Here is an 18,016-nt window from a genome sequence, read left to right on the forward strand (position 1 = left end):
GCAGAAGCTACTCCTCGTCCTGTGCGTCCCACGCACGGTTGCGCTCCTGAACCTTTTCCGGCGCGCGTTCCGCTTCTGCTCGCGTGGGATAGGGACCAATGAGTTGGCTCCAGTCGGACTGGGCATCTTCTTCAACCTCGTGGGTCCGAACGTTGTACCAGTACTGCACCATCGCGGCCTCCTTGGTCTTGCTTTCACTTTCGGCTTCGGTGGTTCCACACCGATAGGATCAAGAGTATGTCCCAGCATTCCTCCTCCGCACCCGTCGGCACGCTCATCGGGGGGACTATCAGTCCTCCCCGTAAGGTGCCGCGGTCAATTGAGCGTCCGGAGTATGTCGGCCGCCCCGGACCTGCCCGGTTCGAGGGATCCGAGGTCAAGTCGGCTGACACCATCGAGAAAATCCGCCGGGCAGGAAAGATAGCCGCGCAAGCCATCCAGGAAGTCGGCCGGCACATTACCCCCGGCGTCACCACTGACGAGCTCGACGCCGTTGGGCACCGGTTCCTGATCGAGCACAAGGCGTACCCTTCCACCCTCGGTTACCGCGGATTCCCGAAGTCTTTGTGCTCGTCGCTCAACGAGGTCATCTGTCACGGCATACCTGACTCCACCGAGCTCCGCGACGGAGACATCATCAACATCGACATCACCGCCTACATCGACGGTGTGCACGGGGATACCAACTACACCTTCCTCGTCGGCGACGTCGACGAGGATTCCCGCCTGCTGGTGGAGCGCACCCGGGAGGCTCTGAACCGGGCTATCAAGGTGGTTGCCCCGGGACGGGAAATTAACGTCATCGGCCGTGCCATTGAGTCCTACGCGAAGAGATTCGGCTACGGTGTTGTGCGGGACTTCACGGGTCACGGAGTCGGAGAGGCTTTTCACACCGGGCTGATCATCCCGCATTATGATGCCGCGCCGGCCTACAACCGCGTCATCGAGCCCGGGATGGTATTTACGATCGAACCGATGCTCACGCTTGGAACCATTGAGTGGGATATGTGGCCTGATGACTGGACTGTGGTCACCCGGGATCGTCAGCGCACCGCGCAGTTCGAGCACACGCTCGTGGTGACTGAGACCGGCGCCGAAGTCCTGACGCTTCCCTAGCAAGACCAAGCACCACCTCCGCGCATTACCGGCAAGGCGCGGACCAAACACACCCGAGAGAATTACTGGAGAAACATGGGCAAGAACAGCGGCAAGACGAAGGGCGGCAGGAACCTGCCTGCCACGGTCATCGGAATCGACATCGGTGGCACCGGCATCAAGGGCGGCATTGTTGACCTCACCGCCGGGGCCATCGTCGGTGATCGGTTCCGGGTGGAGACTCCCCAGCCGGCTACACCGGAGGCTGTCGCCGTCGTCGTCGCCGACATTGTTGCTGAACTGTCCGTCCGGGAGGGAGCGCCGCCTGCAGGCCTGCCGATCGGGGTGACCTTCCCGGCCATCATCCAGCACGGTGTGGCGCGCTCGGCGGCGAATGTCGATGAGAGCTGGATCGACACCGATGTGGACGCACTGTTTACCAAGGTCCTCGGACGCGACGTGCACGTTATCAATGATGCTGACGCCGCCGGCCTCGCAGAGGTTCAGTACGGCGCGGGCAAGGGCGTCGACGGTACGGTCCTTGTCATCACACTCGGTACCGGGATTGGTTCCGCTTTCATCTTCGACGGCAAGCTGGTTCCGAACGCAGAGCTTGGCCACCTTGAAATAGACGGGCACGACGCCGAGACCCAGGCTTCAGCCGTAGCCCGCGAACGACTGGGACTGAGTTGGGATGAGTACTCCGTCAAGCTGCAGCGCTACTTCTCCCACGTCGAATTCCTGTTCTCGCCTGAACTCTTCATTGTGGGCGGCGGCATTTCGAAGCGAAGCAAGGACTTCCTTCCCAATCTTTCCCTGCGAACGCCCATCATTCCTGCCGAGCTCCGGAATCACGCCGGCATTGTGGGAGCAGCGCTTCAAGCGGCGCTTCACTTCAAGAGCCAGCCGGTCGAAGCGAAATAGCGGGTGGTGCCGGTGGTGGCGGCGGCTTCCCCTCCGCAGCCACCACCGGAGATTATGTGGCGGTGAGCGGCCGCTGCTTACCCGATGGGACCCGGGCCGCCGCATTCTCCGCTTCGAGGCGGAGCTTCTCGATAGCCTTCTCGAAGTCCTCGAGGGAGTCGAAGCCCTGGTACACGCTGGCGAAGCGAAGGTAGGCTACCTGGTCCAGCTTCTGGAGCGGCCCAAGAATAGCCAGCCCAACCTCGTGGGCGTCGATTTCAGCGACGCCGCTTGCACGAACAGCCTCCTCGACGTCCTGCGCCAACAGTGCGAGGTCATCCTCAGTGACAGGCCGCCCCTGGCAGGCCTTGCGCACGCCGCTGATGACCTTGCTGCGGCTGAAGGGCTCGGCAACGCCGGACCGTTTGATGACCGACAGGCTGGTGGTTTCCACGGTAGTGAATCGCTTGCCGCATTCGGGACACTGGCGCCGACGGCGGATCGCTGATCCATCATCGGTGAGACGGCTGTCAACGACACGCGAGTCGGAACTGCGGCAGAACGGACAGTGCACTCCACCCTCGTTTCAACTCTGGCGAACAGCGTATTCATCGGATACGACGCAACTTTTCAACGGCGTCCGGAAACCATTCTAGAACTAGATGTAGTGAAACTACAACCATGTCATTACTAGATGTGGTGGTTTGGCACTCAGGGACAGGAGCGGTCAGCCGGAGTACCCGTCAGGAAAAGCGCACCCGCACCGCATCGCCGTGTCCCGGCAGATCCTCAGCCTGAGCAAGCTGAACAACATGCTCACTCACCTCCCGCAGGGCGTCTGCGCTGTAGTCGATCACCTGCATTGCCCGCAGGAAGGTGAACACGCTCAGCCCGGAAGCAAACGCCGCCGTGCCGGCTGTGGGCAGGACGTGATTCGAGCCCGCGCAGTAGTCGCCCAGGCTCACCGGACTGTAGTCGCCCACGAAGATCGCCCCCGCGTTCTTGATACGCGCCGCTACTGCTGGCGCCTGATCCGTGTGGATCTCCAGGTGTTCCGCGGCATACGCGTCACATACCGCAATACCGTGGTCAATGTTGTCCACCAGGATGGTGCCCGATTGAGGCCCGCCCAGCGCAGTTTCGACCCGCTCGCGGTGCCGGGTGGACTTCGCCTGGATCGACAGCTCCGCCCGGACGGCAGCAGCCAGTTCAACCGAAGGCGTGATCAGTACCGAGGCGGCGTTCGGGTCATGTTCGGCCTGGCTGATCAGGTCCGCGGCAACCAGTCGCGGCTGCGCCGTCCCGTCTGCCAACACAGCGATCTCCGTGGTGCCGGCCTCAGCGTCGATCCCGACCATGCCCTTGACCAGCCGCTTCGCTGTGGCGACGTAGATGTTCCCCGGGCCCGTGACAACGTCCACCGGCTCAATCGCGTTACGATCCTCCTCGCCTGACACACCGTGTGCGAAGGCGGCAATCGCCTGGGCACCGCCGATGCCGTAGACCTCCTTGACACCGAGCAGTTCCGCCGCGGCAAGAATCACCGGGTGCGGCAGTCCCCCGAATTCCTTCTGCGGCGGCGATGCCAGTGCAATGGACTGAACGCCGGCAGCCTGTGCAGGTACAACATTCATGATGACCGACGAGGCGAGGACCGCAAGCCCACCGGGGACATAGAGCCCCACCCTGCCAACGGGCACCCACCGCTGCGTCAGGGCAGCTCCAGGTCGGATCTCGACGACGACGTCCTGCGGTTTCTGCGCCAGGGCAAAGACACGGGCGCGGTCAATGGACTCCTCCAGCGCGGCCCGCACGTCAGGCGAGAGCGCCCGAAGTGCCTCACTTAAAGCCTCAGCCGGCACCCGCGGGTGGAACTGTTCAACGCCGTCGAACCGCTGCGCCAGCTCGCTGAGCGCGTCGAATCCGCGTGACCGGACAGCAACAATAATGTCTTCAACGCGGGAGGCGACCGATTCGAACGACGACGTGGTGCTCCTCGGCATCGCGGCACGGAGTTCGGCGGTGGATAGATGTGTCCCGCGCAGGTCGATCGTGCGGAAGGCGTCGAATGATCCGGGAGCGGTCTGAGCAGTCACAGCCGCAATTCTACCGGCGGCTGTCCTGGCTTCTGCCCACGACGGAAAGGGTGCGCTACCGATTCCGCCGGATAAGCAGCAGCCCGAGCAGCGAGGCCAGGAAAACCACCAACGCTGCGGCTGCGGGCCAGACCAATGCCACACCGAGCGAACGCAGCACAAAAGGAAATTCGCCGTCACCGCCGGAAAACAGGGCTCCAAGCCCCTGCCCAACCAACACAGCAAGGACGGATCCCACCATGCTTCCGCCCACGGCCGCGCACACACGCTGCCACGCGCCGGGCAGGTCGATACGGTTAGTCAACAGCCATCCGACGACGACGCCGGCCAGCAACTGCAATCCGCCGAGCACAAGGTCCCGGATCAGCCAGGACTCAGCGTTGGCCCTGTCTCCATAGAATCCGCCACCAGGCGACGCGAACCACCAGAGGACGCCGAGCACCGGTCCGAGCACAGTCGTTGCCGCGGCCCACCAGAGCAACGACGACGGCGGCACCGCCGTCTCCGCGGCGGGACCGGCATAGACCGCTGGTGGATACGTACCCGGCTCCGCTGCTGATTCCTGCGTCCGTCTCATCTAACCGTTCCCAATCTGTCGGAACTCATGCATCGAGGCACGTTGGTCCAAGAAGCACCTTGAGGTCCCCGAACAACGCCGGCGTCGGGTTGACCCGAAGGTCAACCGGCAGCGATAGCACTGACATCTGGCGTTCCTTACGGACATGCAGCCGCACCTCGGAGTTGCCCCGGTGCTGTCTCAGCACTGAGCCGAGTTCATGGATTACGGGTTCGGTAGCCCTGTGGTGAAGCATGGAAATGACCACCGGGCCGGAGTGGCCCTCCGTCAGATCCGGAACGGAAAGTTCCTGGGCGTTGAGGGTGACCGCGCCGTCGTCGCGCCGTTGCAGGCGTCCGCGAACCACCACGATTAAATCCTCCTCGAGTACCGACGCGATCGGTCCGTAGACCTGCCCGAAGAACATCACTTCCATCGATCCGCCAAGATCTTCAATTTCGGCCCTGGCGTAGGCGTTTCCGCTATTCTTGGCGATGCGGCGCTGGAGAGAGGTGATCATTCCGGCAATGGTCACGGGGGCGCCGTCGGCCGGGCCGTCTTCGCCGATAATGGAGGTGATGGCGGAATCAGCATGTTGGCTGAGCAAGCCTTCCAGGCCCTGGAGGGGATGGTCGGATACGTAGAGGCCCAGCATGTCCCGCTCGAAAGCGAGCTTGTCCTTTTTTGCCCATTCCGGCAGGTCCGGAACCTCGACCGAAAGCCCGGTTCCGACGCCCGGATCATCGAAGGCGCTGAAGAGATCGAACTGGTTGGCGGCTTCATTACGCTTGAGCACGACGACGGAATCCACGGCTTCCTCGTGGATCATCGCCAGTGCGCGGCGGGGATGACCCAGAGAGTCGAAGGCACCGGCCTTGATGAGCGACTCGATCGTCCGCTTATTGCAGACGACGGCGGGCACCTTCTGCAGGAAGTCGGAGAAGGATTCAAACGCACCCTTCTCCTCCCGAGCAGCCACCATCCCGCCGACCACGTTTGCGCCGACGTTGCGAATTGCGCCCATCCCGAAGCGGATATCAGTCCCGACCGGAGTGAAGTTGACGCTCGACTCGTTGACGTCCGGGGGCAGCACTGTAATGCCCATCCGTCGGCACTCGTTGAGGTAGATGGCCAGCTTGTCCTTGTCATCGCCGACACTGGTCAGCAGTGCCGCCATGTATTCGGCAGGGTAGTGCGCCTTGAGGAACGCGGTCCAGTAGGACACCAGTCCGTACGCCGCGGTATGAGCCTTGTTGAAGGCGTAGTCGGAGAATGACTCAAGCACGATCCAGAGCTTGTCCATAGCCGACTGTGAATAACCGTTGGCCTTCATTCCGGCGAAGAAGTCCGCTTGCTGCTTGTCCAGCTCGGACTTCTTCTTCTTGCCCATGGCGCGGCGCAGCATATCCGCCTGGCCCAATGTGAAGTTCGCCAGCTTCTGTGCGGCCGACATAACTTGCTCCTGGTACACGATCAGGCCGTAGGTGCCGCCGAGAATCTCCTCCAGTGGTCCCTCGAGTTCTGGGTGGATCGGCTCGATCTCCTGCATTCCGTTTTTGCGCAGGGCATAGTTCGTATGTGAATTCACGCCCATGGGACCAGGGCGGTAGAGAGCGAGGACCGCTGAAATGTCTTCGAAGTTGTCGGGGCGCATGAGCTTCAGAAGCGAGCGCATGGGCCCGCCGTCGAGCTGGAAGACGCCAAGGGTGTCGCCACGCGCCAGCAGCTCATAAGACTCCCGGTCGTCGAGTTCGAGGTCTTCCAGAACGAGGTCCTCGCCCTGGTTGGCCTTGATGTTCTCAACGGCGTCGGTGATGATCGTCAGGTTCCTCAGACCGAGGAAATCCATTTTGATCAGGCCGAGACCCTCGCACGTGGGGTAATCGAACTGCGTGATGATCTGGCCGTCCTGATCACGACGCATGATCGGAATGATGTCGATCAGCGGGTCGGAGGACATGATGACCCCGGCCGCGTGCACACCCCACTGGCGTTTCAGCCCCTCCAGTCCCAGGGCTGTCTCGAATACCTTCGCAGACTCGGCATCGGTCTTCAGGAGTTCCCGCAGTTCCTCCGCCTCCGAGAACCGCTTGGCGTCCTTGTTGTGCACGTCCGCCAATGCGAGCCCCTTGCCCATGACGTCCGGCGGCATGGCCTTGGTGAGGCGCTCCCCCGTGGAGAACGGATAGCCCATCACACGCGAGGAGTCCTTGAGTGCCTGCTTGGCCTTGATGGTGCCGTAAGTGACGATCATGGCGACGCGCTCGTCGCCATACTTTTCAGTTACGTACCGGATGACCTCGGAGCGGCGGCGATCGTCAAAGTCCACGTCGAAGTCCGGCATGGAGACGCGCTCGGGGTTGAGGAACCGCTCGAAGATGAGGCCGTGCTTCAGGGGGTCCAGGTCCGTGATGCGCATGGCGTACGCCACCATGGAACCGGCACCGGATCCGCGCCCGGGACCCACCCGGATGCCGTTGTTCTTGGCCCAGTTGATGAAGTCGGCCACAACCAGGAAGTAGCCCGGGAAGCCCATCTGCGTGATGACGCCGACCTCAAACTCCGCCTGCTTGCGGACGTCGTCGGGTACGCCGGCCGGGTAGCGGTACTGCAGGCCCGTCTCGACTTCCTTAACGAACCAGGACTGCTCGTTCTCACCCTCGGGAACCGGAAAGCGCGGCATGTAGTTCGCCTTGGTGTTGAACTCGACGTCACACCGCTCGGCAATAAGCAGCGTGTTGTCGCAAGCCTCAGGGAAGTCACGGAAAATTGCCCGCATCTCGGCCGGCGACTTGAGGTAGAACTCATCGGCGTCGAACTTGAAGCGCTTGGGGTCCGCCATGGTGGAACCGGACTGCACGCACAGCAGCGCCGCGTGCGCCTTGGCATCCTCTGCATGGGTGTAGTGGAGGTCATTGGTGGCCACGAGGGGAAGGCCCAGTTCACGGGCGAGCTTGATGAGGTCCGCCTGGACGTTCCGCTCAATATCCAACCCATGGTCCATGAGTTCACAGAAGAAATTTTCGCGACCGAAGATGTCGCGGAAGTCGGATGCCGCCTGAACTGCCTCCCGGTACAGGCCGAGGCGCAGCTTTGTCTGGACTTCTCCCGAGGGGCAACCGGTGGTTGCAATCAGCCCTTTGCCGTAGGTCTGCAGCAGGTCGCGGTCCATGCGCGGCTTGTACAGATAGCCCTCCAGCGAAGCCAGCGAGGACATCCGGAAGAGATTGTGCATGCCCTCGGTGGTTTCCGACCACAGGGTCATGTGGGTGTACGCGCCCGCACCCGATACGTCATCGCGTCCGCCTCCTCCCCACTTGACACGCGTCTTGTCCGCACGGGCGGTGCCGGGCGTCAGGTAGGCCTCGACTCCGACAATCGGCTTCACTCCCGCATCACGGGCCTTGTTCCAGAAGTCGAAGGCCCCAAACACGAACCCGTGGTCGGTCGTGGCCAACGCGTTCATGCCGAGCTCCGCCGTATGGCTGAAGAGATCACTCAGGCGGGCAGCGCCATCGAGCATCGAGTACTCGGTGTGGTTGTGAAGGTGGACGAAGGAGTCCCGCGACGAAGCCGGGGCCACTGGGGATGAGGACGGAGCTGAGGAAACCACCAACTCATTCTAGCGAGCGCCGGGGACGCTTCCCGCGCGCCTGCAAGCGGGTGTCGGTCTCAGACCGTTCCGCCGGTCAGCGCATCGAGTGCATACTGCAGGTCCATGGGGAACCCGCTTTCAACGGCTACCCGTTCGCCGCTGCGCGGATGGTCAAACGAAAGCATGCTGGCGTGCAGCCATTGCCGGGTGAGTCCGAGCTCCGCCGCCAGCCGGGGGTCCGCCCCATACGTCAGGTCACCGGCGCATGGGTGGCGCAGAGCGGAGAAATGCACGCGGATCTGATGCGTACGCCCGGTCTCCAGGCGGACCTTGACGAGACTTGCCTTCCCGAACGCTTCCTCCACTGCGTAGTGGGTCACCGATGGACGGCCGTCCTCCATGACGGCGAACTTCCAGTCGTGCGCCGGGTGGCGGCCGATGGGCGCCTCGATAGTTCCCTGGAGCGGATCCGGTAGCCCCTGGACCAGCGCGTGATACTGCTTGTCTACGGTCCGATCCCGGAAAGCCTGCTTGAGCACGGTATAGGCATGCTCACTCTTGGCAACCACCATCGCTCCGGAGGTCCCAACGTCGAGTCTGTGGACTATACCTACCCGCTCAGGTGCACCGGTCGTGGAAATCCGGTACCCGGCAGCCGCCAGCGCTCCCACGACAGTGGGTCCCACCCATCCAGGGGACGGGTGAGCCGCAACTCCCACCGGCTTATCGATGACCACCAGGTCATCGTCGTCAAAAAGGATGCCCATTCCGTCAACCGGCTCGGCCACGATCCGCAAGGGATCGATTTTCTCCGGTACAACGACGGTGAGTGATCCGCCCGCGACGGCACGGGTTGACTTCTGGACGGGTGCACCGTCCATGGTGACGTTCCCCCCGCTGCACCATCCGGCAGCGACCGAACGGGATACCCCGGTCAACCCTGCCAACACCGCATCGATGCGTTGACCCGCAGCCGGCTCCGGAATGTCGAACGTAGTACTACGGACGCTCATCATCCACCACCTCGGCAGTGTCCGGGTCCTCCCGCTCCTCGTTGCTGCGTAGGCCGTCCATGCCGATGCCCCGCAGTGTCAGCAGACAAATGAGAATGACTCCACTGACCACGGCGATGTCGGCGATGTTGAAAATAGCGAAATTCGGCAGCGCGATGAAGTCGACGACATGCCCCTGACCAAATGTGGGCTCACGAAACAACCGGTCCGTGAGGTTCCCGACGGCGCCGCCCAATACCAATCCCAGTGCAACAGCCCAGCCTTTTGAAGCGACCTTACCGATCTGCGTGATGATCGCTATGGATACGAGGGCCTGAATGATGGTGAAGACCCAAGTAATCTCTGTTCCGATGGAAAACGCCGCCCCGGAATTGCGAATGAAATGCCAGCTCAGCACGGGCGGCAGCACCTCGGTGATCTGACCCTCCACCATGGTGGAAACGACCCAGATTTTGGTCAGCTGATCGATGATGTAGGCGACCAGTGCGAATGCAACCAGAAGCAGCGCGTAGCGGGCTCCGATGCGTTTGCCGTGCTTGCGGTGCGACCGGCCCGAATCGGGGCCTGAGACGGAAGGATGCTCGGTCATGGTGCTTTCAGTTGTACGCGCCGAAGAGGCGGCAGTGGACGCTTGGCTCTCTATTCAGGGTACGGCAGAGGCCAGCCGCCGGATAAACCGGCGACTGGCCTCGTGAGCTTTGGATCCTGCTTAGGCGTCTGCAGTTTCAGATGCAACGGAACCGCGGGAATCAAGGTCCCGGAGCTGACCTTCGATGTATGCCTTGAGACGGGACCGGTAGTCACGCTCGAAGCTACGCAGCTGCTCGACCTTGCGCTCGAGGACTGCTTTCTGCTGCTCCAGCGCGCCGAGTACCTTCCGGCTCTTTTCCTGAGCGTCATTGACGAGGCCACTGGCTTCGATCTGCGCTTCGGCGATGATTTTGTCGCGCTGCTCAACGCCGGCGTTGACGTACTCGTCATGAAGCTTCTGCGCCATCGCGAGGACACCCGCCGCAGACTCCGCGGTGCCGCCCTGCTGGACAGGTGCAGCGGCGGCAACCGGCTGGGCAGCCGGGCGCTCCTCAGCCTTCGGTGCCTCCACCTTGGGCTCCTCAGGCTTTTCCTCCTCGCGGACCTCTTCGGTAGCGGTGCTGGCGGCCACCGGAGCAGGGACGGCGGCGTTCTGCGCTGTGCCCGTGGAAACTTCCGAGAGCTGGCGGCGAAGGTCGTCGTTTTCCTGGTTCAGACGACGCAATTCCACGACGATCTCGTCGAGGAAGTCGTCCACCTCGTCCTGGTCATAGCCTTCACGGAACTTGGTGGGCTGAAACCGCTTGTTGACAACATCTTCTGGCGTCAGGGCCATCTGGTCACCTCATATGCATTTAGTCGAAGCCGCCTGTCGAGCAGACCTGACAACGTTACCGAATTGTGGACATGCTTGTGGAGGCAAAACCTCCTGCTTCACACCAATATGTGATTCAGCGTATATCTTTTAGGTCTCGAAAACTAACCGGATCAAGCCGTTGCCAATGAACCTGCAATTGCCTTGAGGATAGTAGCCCCCAGAAACACCACGATGAATGCGAGGTCGAGCGAAACGCCACCCAACCGGAGCGGCGGGATGAGCCGGCGAAAAAGCCGGATAGGCGGATCTGTCACCGCGTACACCATGGATGCAAGAACAAGCGCCAGCCGTCTGGGGCGCCAATTACGGGCAAACATTTGAACGGCGTCATAAACAATACGAATGATCAGCGCGAGCTGGAACAGCATCAGCACCAGGTAGATCAGGGCGAAGACCAAGCTCACGTGTCAGTCACAGTCCTCTGGCATGAACGGAATAGTTACGAGTACCAGTAAACAGTGTCAGCTTTGATTGAAGAAACTCGCTTGACCGTCGCTGGTCTTCTGATCCTCCCCGAGGACCTCGATGTAGGACGGCGATAGCAGGAATACCTTGTTGGTGACACGCTCGATCGACCCATGAAGGCCGAAGACGAGTCCGGCCGAGAAGTCCACCAGCCGCTTGGCGTCTCCCTCGCCCATGTCCGTGACGTTCATGATCACAGGAATGCCGTCGCGGAAGCTTTCTCCGATGATCTTCGCGTCATTGTAGGAGCGCGGGTGCACCGTGGTGATCTGGCGAAGCGATGAAGCGTCCTCGCGTGCAGACTGCGCCCGCTTGATAGGCGTGACCGGAGCGCGATACTCATCCGGAGCCGCCTTTGCTGCCGGCGCGGCCTCGACATGGCGCTCGTCACGGTCGTAGTCCACGGAGTAGTCCTCATTCCTGCTGTGGGATGTCTTTGGCTCGGGCTCGTAGTGCTCGTCACCGTCGGCGAGCCCAAGGTAAATCATTGTCTTGCGCAGTGCGCCAGCCATGGTTGCTCCTGTCAGTCCTTCGTCCTGCATCCGTCATGCAGAATGTAAAGCAAGGTGTGATTCAACACCGCCCAGGCACCTCCTGAGATTCCCCGCGGTTACAGCGTTGACGCTACCCCACGGGCGGGCGGGCACCGAGGACATCTGAGCCGACGCGAAGGTGTGTCGCACCGGCCGCGACAGCATGTTCAAGGTCACCGCTCATCCCAGCCGAGATGCCGCTTGCCGCCGGATAACGGGAGACGAGCTCCGAGGATAGGCCAGCGAGCCGGCTGAAGGCTTCGCGGGGGTCCCCGCCAAGCGGCGCAACGGCCATCACTCCCGCCAGGCGCAAATGATCGCTGTCATGAATCCGCGCGGCAACTTCAAGCGCATCGGAAGGATGAGCTCCTCCGCGACCGGTGCCCTCGGCTGACAGGTTGACCTGGACGAAGCAGTCCAACACTGCAGGACGGCCGCGCGTAGTTCCTCCCGCAGGCGAATCAGGGTGTTCGGCGCGACCTGCCATCGCCTTTTCCAGAGCGCTCACCAGGGAGCTGCGGTCGACGGAGTGCACGGAGTGGGCGTAGCCCACAACCGACCGGGCCTTGTTGGTCTGCAGTTGGCCGATGAAGTGCCAGCGCAGTTCCGGATCCGGAACCTCCCGGGCTTTGACAGCAGCCTCCTGGTCGCGGTTCTCACCGACGTCCCGAACCCCGAGCTCATGGAGCAGTAGAAGGTCCTGCGGCGGGAAGAACTTGGTCACGACAATGAGCGTAGGTCTGTTCCTGCCTCCGCATGCCGCCATCGCGTCATCAATCCGTTTGTTGACCCGCTGAAGGTTGGCCTCCAGTTCAGCGCGCCTTCCCGAGGTGTCAGCCATCCCGCCACACCAACCCTGCCAGACGGCCCGCCGGCCTACCCTGCCGGACGGCACGGTGGGAGAACAGACTTTCGTTCTCAAGCGTGCACGGATTGCCGCCCCCGCCGAGATCTTGCACGGAAACTCCGAGTGCCTCGAGTTGACCGCGAACACCGGCGGGAAGGTTGAGCGAAGGTGTCCCCCAATGTGTGCTGCAGTGAGTCAGTGGCACGGCCTGGGCAACCTCCTCGCGCATGTCCGTCGGCACCTCGTAGCACCGGCCGCACACGGACGGCCCGATCCACGCTGAAATGGATTCCGCCCCGTGGCGCTGCAGTTCAGCAACTGTGCGTCCGGCTATGTTTCCTTCAACCCCTCTTCGTCCGGCGTGGATGACCGCCGTCACGGGTTCATGACGGGCAGCGGACCCGACGAGCACCACCGGAACGCAGTCAGCAACGAGGACGGCGAGTGGGTCCGTGCCGGTCGGGCTCACCAGGGCATCAGCCTCGGGCACGTCCTGGGATCCTGCCTCTGCTACGACGGTCGAGTGGGTCTGGTTCATGAAACGGAGTGAACCAGGGCCAGTTCCGAGTTCAAGCTCCAGCGCCTGCCTGGAACGAACGGCGGCATCCGGGTTGCCCCCGATGCGCGGAGCGAGGTTTCCCGCGCCACGATCAGTGAAGGCAACCCGGATACCGGGCGCTACGAGCGATGTCCAGAAGAACAACGGCTACTTCAGGAAATCGGGAACGTCCAGGTCATCGGAACGTCCGGTCGAGTAGTCAGGCTCGACGACGGCCGGCAGGTCCACATCGAACCCGGCGTCACCCGGAACATCGTTGCCTCGTCCGTTGGACGAGTGCTGCGACCACGAACCGTAGCCTGCTCCTGCCGCGACGGTCTGCGGAGCCGGTGCGGACTCGCGCCCGATGGCGGGAGCTGAGGCCGGCTTTGCCGCGGGCGCTGCTGGTTGCGACGTGGCATCCACCTGATCGAAACCTGCTGCGATAACCGTGACCCGCGCCTCGTCTCCCAGTGCGTCGTCGATCACCGCACCGAAGATGATGTTTGCCTCCGGGTGCGCAACTTCCTGCACGAGGCGCGCTGCCTCGTTGATTTCGAACAGCCCGAGATCCGATCCGCCCTGAATGGACAGCAGAACGCCGTGGGCGCCGTCGATGGAAGCTTCGAGGAGCGGCGAGGCGATCGCCAGTTCCGCTGCCTTGACTGCACGATCCTCACCGCGGGCGGAGCCAATGCCCATGAGAGCCGAACCTGCGCCCTGCATGACCGACTTCACGTCTGCGAAGTCGAGGTTGATCAGGCCCGGCGTGGTGATGAGGTCCGTGATGCCCTGGACACCCGAGAGCAGCACCTGGTCCGCTGAGCGGAACGCGTCAAGCATGGAAACGTTGCGGTCGCTGATGGACAGAAGACGGTCATTCGGAATGACAATCAGGGTGTCGACTTCATCTCGAAGTGTGTCGATACCGGTTTCTGCCTGGTTGGAGCGCCGGCGACCTTCGAACGTAAACGGCCGGGTCACTACGCCGATGGTCAACGCACCAAGAGAACGCGCAATCCGCGCGACAACGGGTGCGCCTCCGGTACCGGTGCCGCCGCCTTCTCCTGCGGTCACGAACACCATGTCCGCGCCGCGGATGACTTCCTCAATCTCCTCGGCGTGATCTTCGGCCGCCTTCCGGCCCACTTCCGGATCAGCTCCGGCGCCCAGTCCACGGGTGAGTTCGCGTCCGACGTCGAGCTTCACATCGGCGTCACTCATGAGTAGTGCCTGCGCGTCAGTGTTGATGGCGATGAACTCCACGCCGCGCAGGCCAACCTCGATCATTCGGTTGACGGCGTTCACGCCACCGCCGCCGATGCCGACGACCTTGATGACGGCCAAGTAATTCTGCGGTGCTGCCACGTCCTGTGTCCCTTGTTCGATCTGTGCGCTGGTTGGGTTATGGGCTGGAGGTTCCAACCTTCAACTTGCTAACATTCACCTTCAGGTTGAAAGTTAATGTTATGTCAAGTAGTTTCTTATTGAGACGCTAGGTGCCCGGCCACCGGCATGCAATGACCACTCCCGCGTGTCGGAAAACTCATCGGGTTACCGGCCTCGATGGTGTGCTTACGTCGTAGACGCTAACCGGCGCATCCTGCTGCGGAAGAGTAAGCAGCGCGGCGATGACACGGGCCTTTGCCTCGTTCTCCTCGGCACTCCCCCAGAAAATTGTTTTCCCGTCCGTCAGCTTCAGCTCAACGGAGTCGATTGACTTTGCCGATGCGTGGACCAGGCGCTCCCGGATAGCTGCGGGCAGGGCGGCAAGGACATCGGTAATTGACGAGAAGACCGCACTGTTGACGGCATTCGTACCTCCGTCGATGAGGGGCAAGGCAACGGACTTCCTGTCAGTGACCGTGGTGAGCTGCCGGCCTTCTGCGTCTATGAGGATGTACTTACCGCCGCTCTCAAGGATTGCAACAGGGGTGCGCTCCGTGACAGTCACGCTCAGGGTGGACGGTGGTGCCGCGGCCACGGAGATATTCTCGATCGGAGCGAACCCTTCTAGCAGTGTGCGGACGTCGTCGTCCCCGATCTGGGTCAGAGACCTTCCCATCAGCGGCTCCAGTGCCGCCGTAATCTGGTCCTCCGGTACCAATTGGTTCCCCTGAACCTCGAGGGAACGTACTGCAAGCGCCGGTGAGAACACCAGATAGGCGATTACGCCCGCGACGATCAGCACCGTTGAGATGATGCCCGTCAGCCACCACCTCCTGCGCCGGCGGCCGGGAGGTTCCGGAAAAGCAATGACCGTGCCGTCGTCGTCCTCGCGGTCCAACAGGGCAACAGGTGCTTCTTTCGATGCGGATATTCTGCTTCCCCGCATTCTGCTGGACTGAGGAGGATGCACCTGCTTCTCGGCGGTGATGGTTTCATTTCCCGACGCTGTGTTGGCCGGCGTCGATGCCCTGCCCGGCTTGCGCGGAGGACGTGCTGTCACTGTGGATGCCCCTTTCCTGCAAGGAGGTCAACCAGCAGCGGACCGAAGCGGGTAACGTCGCCTGCTCCGACCGTCAGAATGATGTCACCGCTCTGCGCCGTAATGACCATCTCCCGCAGTGCCTCGTCTGCATCGGGCGCGTACCCGCCCGGAACCGTGAGCCGGTCGCTGATGAGCCGGCTCGTCACTCCCTCCACCGGGTCTTCCCTTGCGGCATAGATGTCAAGCACGCGCACCGTATCAGCCAGTGACAGAGCGCCGGCGAACTCCTTGGCAAACTCCTGAGTGCGGGAGAAAAGGTGCGGTTGAAACAGGACGTGCACGCGGTGGTCTCCCGCGACGGTCCGGGCAGCGCCCAGCGCGGCCGCCACCTCCGTGGGGTGATGGGCGTAGTCATCGAAGACGCGCACACCGCCTGCTTCACCCTTAGCCTCGAACCGTCTGGCAGCACCGGAAAAGGATGCGAGGCCCGCGGCAGCAGCAGCCGGATCCACGCCCAACTCCAACCCGACGCTGAACGCCGCTGCCGCATTCAGGACATTGTGCCGCCCAGGCACCCCCAGCTGGAGTTCCTGCTGGCTGTCGAGTCCATCGATAGAGAAGGAAAGGACGCTGTTCGACGTGCTGCCGAGCGCGCGGGTGTTGCTGATTCGAACGTCTGCGCCGGCACAGTAGCCGTAGGTCCGCACCCGGCGGGAACCGGCGATTCGCGCCGCCAGGGCGGCAGCGCCGTCGTCGTCACGGCATGCTACCAACACGCCGGCGTCGGCCGGCAGCAGCGCAGCGAACCGATCGAACGATTCGTACACTGCAGCAGCGGACCCATAGTGGTCCAGGTGATCCGCCTCGACGTTGGTGACAACGCCAACGTGAGGACGGTAGTTGAGGAAAGAGCCGTCCGACTCATCTGCCTCCGCCACGAAGACTTCCCCATCCGCCCATTCAGCGTTGACTCCAAGCGCCGCGACGTCCCCACCGATCGCAAACGATGGACGGGTTCCGGCGGCCTGCAGCATGACGGTGATCATCGCCGTCGTCGTGGTTTTGCCATGCGTGCCGGCAACAGCAACCACTTTCCGCCCGTCCATCGCGGCAGCAAGCGCTTCCGAACGATGCAGGACGCGCAGGCCGCGCGTTTTTGCTTCAACGAGCTCGGGGTTGGTCTCCCGGATTGCGCTGGAAACCACCACGGTATCTGCGGCACCGACGTTCGCTCCCTCGTGGCCGACGTGCACCGTTGCGCCCAGCGCGGCGAGAGCCTGCAGACCGCGCGAGTCAGCGGCATCGGACCCTGACACCGCTACTGAGCGGCCGAGGAGGACCCGCGCCACAGCGGACATGCCCGCTCCGCCGAGCCCAATGAAATGGACCCGGCCGAGATCCTGGATAACTGCACTCATGAGCGGCCTCCCGCGGCGTCGATGATGAGCTCCGCCATGCGGACGTCCGCGTCGCGCACACCGAGCGGCGCCGCGGCCCGGGACATGTTCTCGAGACGCACAGGGTCCTGCACCAGCGGCAGGGCTTCGGTAAGCAGCCAGTCACCAGTAAGCTGCGCATCCTCGATCATGAGGGCGGCGCCTGCGTCCACCAGCCCCGAAGCGTTTCGCCGCTGCTCACCGTTTCCGTGCGGCAAGGGCACGAACACAGTGGGCAACCCGACTGCCGCAACTTCACAGACGGTTGCTGCGCCTGCACGCGCCAACAGCAGGTCTGCCGCCGAGTAGACATTCTCCATACCGTCCACATATTCGACCTGCCGGTACCCCTCGGCAGCAAGGAGCGCGCCGTCGGGGCCGGGAACCTGCTTGCCGCGTCCGGTGATATGAAGCACCTGTACCTGCGCTGCGTCATCGACCATTTTTGGCGCCGCTGCGGCGACCGCCCGGTTGATGCTCGCAGCGCCGGAGGAACCGCCGGTCACGATGAGCGTTGCACGATCCGGGTCCAGCCCAAGGCTTACCCGCGCTTTCCGACGGGCGGCCGCCCGGTCCAGGGTGGAAATCTCCCGCCGCATGGGCATGCCCACCCATTGCTCGTCCGGCAGTCCGGTGCCGCGGAATGCCACCGCAACGCTCCGGGCAATACGCGCGCCAAGCCGGTTGGCCAGGCCGGGGCGGGCATTAGCTTCATGGATGGCCACGGGAACGCGGCGGATCCAGGCCGCAAGATAGAGCGGCGTGGACACATACCCGCCAACCCCGACGACGACGTCAGCCTGCGCCGCGTCGATAATCTTCAGCGCCTGCCGCACGGCTCGGACCAGACGGACCGGCAGTTTCAACAGATCGACGGACGGACGGCGGGGCATGGGCACCCGTTCAATGGTTTCCAGCCGGAAACCGGCCGCAGGAACAAGGCGGGTCTCCATTCCGGCGGCCGTTCCGACGGCAAGCACCCGGGCGTCCGGGCGGGCCTCGACCAGAGCTCGTGCAATGGCTAGCAATGGGCTGATGTGCCCGGCAGTTCCCCCGCCGGCGAGCACGACCGACAGGGCAGCAGATTCAGTCAATGGGTT

General features: G+C 62.8%; 18 protein-coding genes. 2 read left to right on the forward strand and 16 right to left on the reverse strand.

What is annotated here, in order from left to right; genetic code table 11:
- Nucleotides 1–7: 7 nt before the first annotated feature.
- Complete coding sequence (locus ABFX19_RS11730) at nucleotides 8–172, reverse strand: SPOR domain-containing protein (RefSeq protein ID WP_157359053.1); 165 nt, start codon at nucleotides 170–172, stop codon at nucleotides 8–10.
- Between the two features lie 65 nt (nucleotides 173–237).
- Here ABFX19_RS11730 and map point away from each other — a divergent pair, with 65 nt between their 5' ends.
- Complete coding sequence (gene map / locus ABFX19_RS11735; protein ID WP_277357809.1) at nucleotides 238–1,116, forward strand: type I methionyl aminopeptidase; 879 nt, start codon at nucleotides 238–240, stop codon at nucleotides 1,114–1,116.
- A 75-nt stretch (nucleotides 1,117–1,191) separates the two neighbouring features.
- Nucleotides 1,192–2,019, forward strand: a complete 828-nt coding sequence (ppgK, locus tag ABFX19_RS11740; protein WP_346028366.1) for a polyphosphate--glucose phosphotransferase — start codon at nucleotides 1,192–1,194, stop codon at nucleotides 2,017–2,019.
- Between the two features lie 52 nt (nucleotides 2,020–2,071).
- Here ppgK and nrdR read toward each other — a convergent pair whose 3' ends face one another.
- From nrdR to murG, 15 genes are all read right to left on the reverse strand, one after another.
- On the reverse strand, nucleotides 2,072–2,572 hold the full coding sequence (nrdR, locus tag ABFX19_RS11745; protein WP_346028367.1) for a transcriptional regulator NrdR: 501 nt from the start codon (nucleotides 2,570–2,572) through the stop codon (nucleotides 2,072–2,074).
- 169 nt (nucleotides 2,573–2,741) lie between these two features.
- A complete protein-coding gene (gene hisD / locus ABFX19_RS11750; RefSeq protein WP_428831036.1) occupies nucleotides 2,742–4,103 on the reverse strand; it encodes a histidinol dehydrogenase in 1,362 nt (453 codons plus the stop codon).
- 46 nt (nucleotides 4,104–4,149) lie between these two features.
- On the reverse strand, nucleotides 4,150–4,671 hold the full coding sequence (locus ABFX19_RS11755) for a hypothetical protein (RefSeq protein WP_277357813.1): 522 nt from the start codon (nucleotides 4,669–4,671) through the stop codon (nucleotides 4,150–4,152).
- A gap of 25 nt (nucleotides 4,672–4,696) precedes the next feature.
- The gene (gene dnaE, locus ABFX19_RS11760) at nucleotides 4,697–8,266 is read right to left on the reverse strand and encodes a DNA polymerase III subunit alpha (RefSeq protein ID WP_277357814.1); all 3,570 of its coding nucleotides are present in this window, start codon (nucleotides 8,264–8,266) and stop codon (nucleotides 4,697–4,699) included.
- A gap of 56 nt (nucleotides 8,267–8,322) precedes the next feature.
- Nucleotides 8,323–9,258 (reverse strand): RluA family pseudouridine synthase, encoded by a 936-nt coding sequence (locus tag ABFX19_RS11765; RefSeq protein ID WP_346028369.1) that lies wholly within the window; start codon nucleotides 9,256–9,258, stop codon nucleotides 8,323–8,325.
- On the reverse strand, nucleotides 9,245–9,847 hold the full coding sequence (lspA, locus tag ABFX19_RS11770; RefSeq protein WP_277357816.1) for a signal peptidase II: 603 nt from the start codon (nucleotides 9,845–9,847) through the stop codon (nucleotides 9,245–9,247). The genes ABFX19_RS11765 and lspA overlap by 14 nt, the downstream gene beginning before the upstream one ends.
- Nucleotides 9,848–9,967: 120 nt before the next feature.
- Nucleotides 9,968–10,624 carry a DivIVA domain-containing protein gene (locus tag ABFX19_RS11775; protein ID WP_056547157.1) on the reverse strand — a complete coding sequence of 219 codons (657 nt, stop codon included), beginning with the start codon at nucleotides 10,622–10,624 and terminating at the stop codon, nucleotides 9,968–9,970.
- A 152-nt stretch (nucleotides 10,625–10,776) separates the two neighbouring features.
- Entirely contained in the window at nucleotides 10,777–11,070 is a 294-nt protein-coding gene (locus tag ABFX19_RS11780; protein WP_056547155.1) for a YggT family protein, read from the reverse strand.
- A 57-nt stretch (nucleotides 11,071–11,127) separates the two neighbouring features.
- Nucleotides 11,128–11,643 carry a cell division protein SepF gene (locus tag ABFX19_RS11785; protein WP_056547770.1) on the reverse strand — a complete coding sequence of 172 codons (516 nt, stop codon included), beginning with the start codon at nucleotides 11,641–11,643 and terminating at the stop codon, nucleotides 11,128–11,130.
- 112 nt (nucleotides 11,644–11,755) lie between these two features.
- Complete coding sequence (locus tag ABFX19_RS11790; protein ID WP_277357817.1) at nucleotides 11,756–12,505, reverse strand: YggS family pyridoxal phosphate-dependent enzyme; 750 nt, start codon at nucleotides 12,503–12,505, stop codon at nucleotides 11,756–11,758.
- Nucleotides 12,498–13,214 (reverse strand): purine nucleoside phosphorylase YfiH/LACC1 family protein, encoded by a 717-nt coding sequence (locus ABFX19_RS11795; protein ID WP_346028370.1) that lies wholly within the window; start codon nucleotides 13,212–13,214, stop codon nucleotides 12,498–12,500. Before ABFX19_RS11795 ends, ABFX19_RS11790 begins: the two co-directional genes overlap by 8 nt.
- Nucleotides 13,215–13,217: 3 nt before the next feature.
- On the reverse strand, nucleotides 13,218–14,417 hold the full coding sequence (ftsZ, locus tag ABFX19_RS11800) for a cell division protein FtsZ (RefSeq protein WP_056547145.1): 1,200 nt from the start codon (nucleotides 14,415–14,417) through the stop codon (nucleotides 13,218–13,220).
- A gap of 178 nt (nucleotides 14,418–14,595) precedes the next feature.
- Complete coding sequence (locus ABFX19_RS11805) at nucleotides 14,596–15,498, reverse strand: cell division protein FtsQ/DivIB (protein WP_277357819.1); 903 nt, start codon at nucleotides 15,496–15,498, stop codon at nucleotides 14,596–14,598.
- Nucleotides 15,495–16,898 carry a UDP-N-acetylmuramate--L-alanine ligase gene (gene murC, locus ABFX19_RS11810; RefSeq protein ID WP_346028371.1) on the reverse strand — a complete coding sequence of 468 codons (1,404 nt, stop codon included), beginning with the start codon at nucleotides 16,896–16,898 and terminating at the stop codon, nucleotides 15,495–15,497. Before murC ends, ABFX19_RS11805 begins: the two co-directional genes overlap by 4 nt.
- A complete protein-coding gene (murG, locus tag ABFX19_RS11815; protein WP_277357821.1) occupies nucleotides 16,895–18,010 on the reverse strand; it encodes an undecaprenyldiphospho-muramoylpentapeptide beta-N-acetylglucosaminyltransferase in 1,116 nt (371 codons plus the stop codon). The genes murC and murG overlap by 4 nt, the downstream gene beginning before the upstream one ends.
- Nucleotides 18,011–18,016: the final 6 nt, after the last annotated feature.

Source organism: Arthrobacter parietis (genome assembly GCF_039530425.1).
Taxonomy (GTDB): Bacteria; Actinomycetota; Actinomycetes; order Actinomycetales; family Micrococcaceae; genus Arthrobacter_D; species Arthrobacter_D parietis.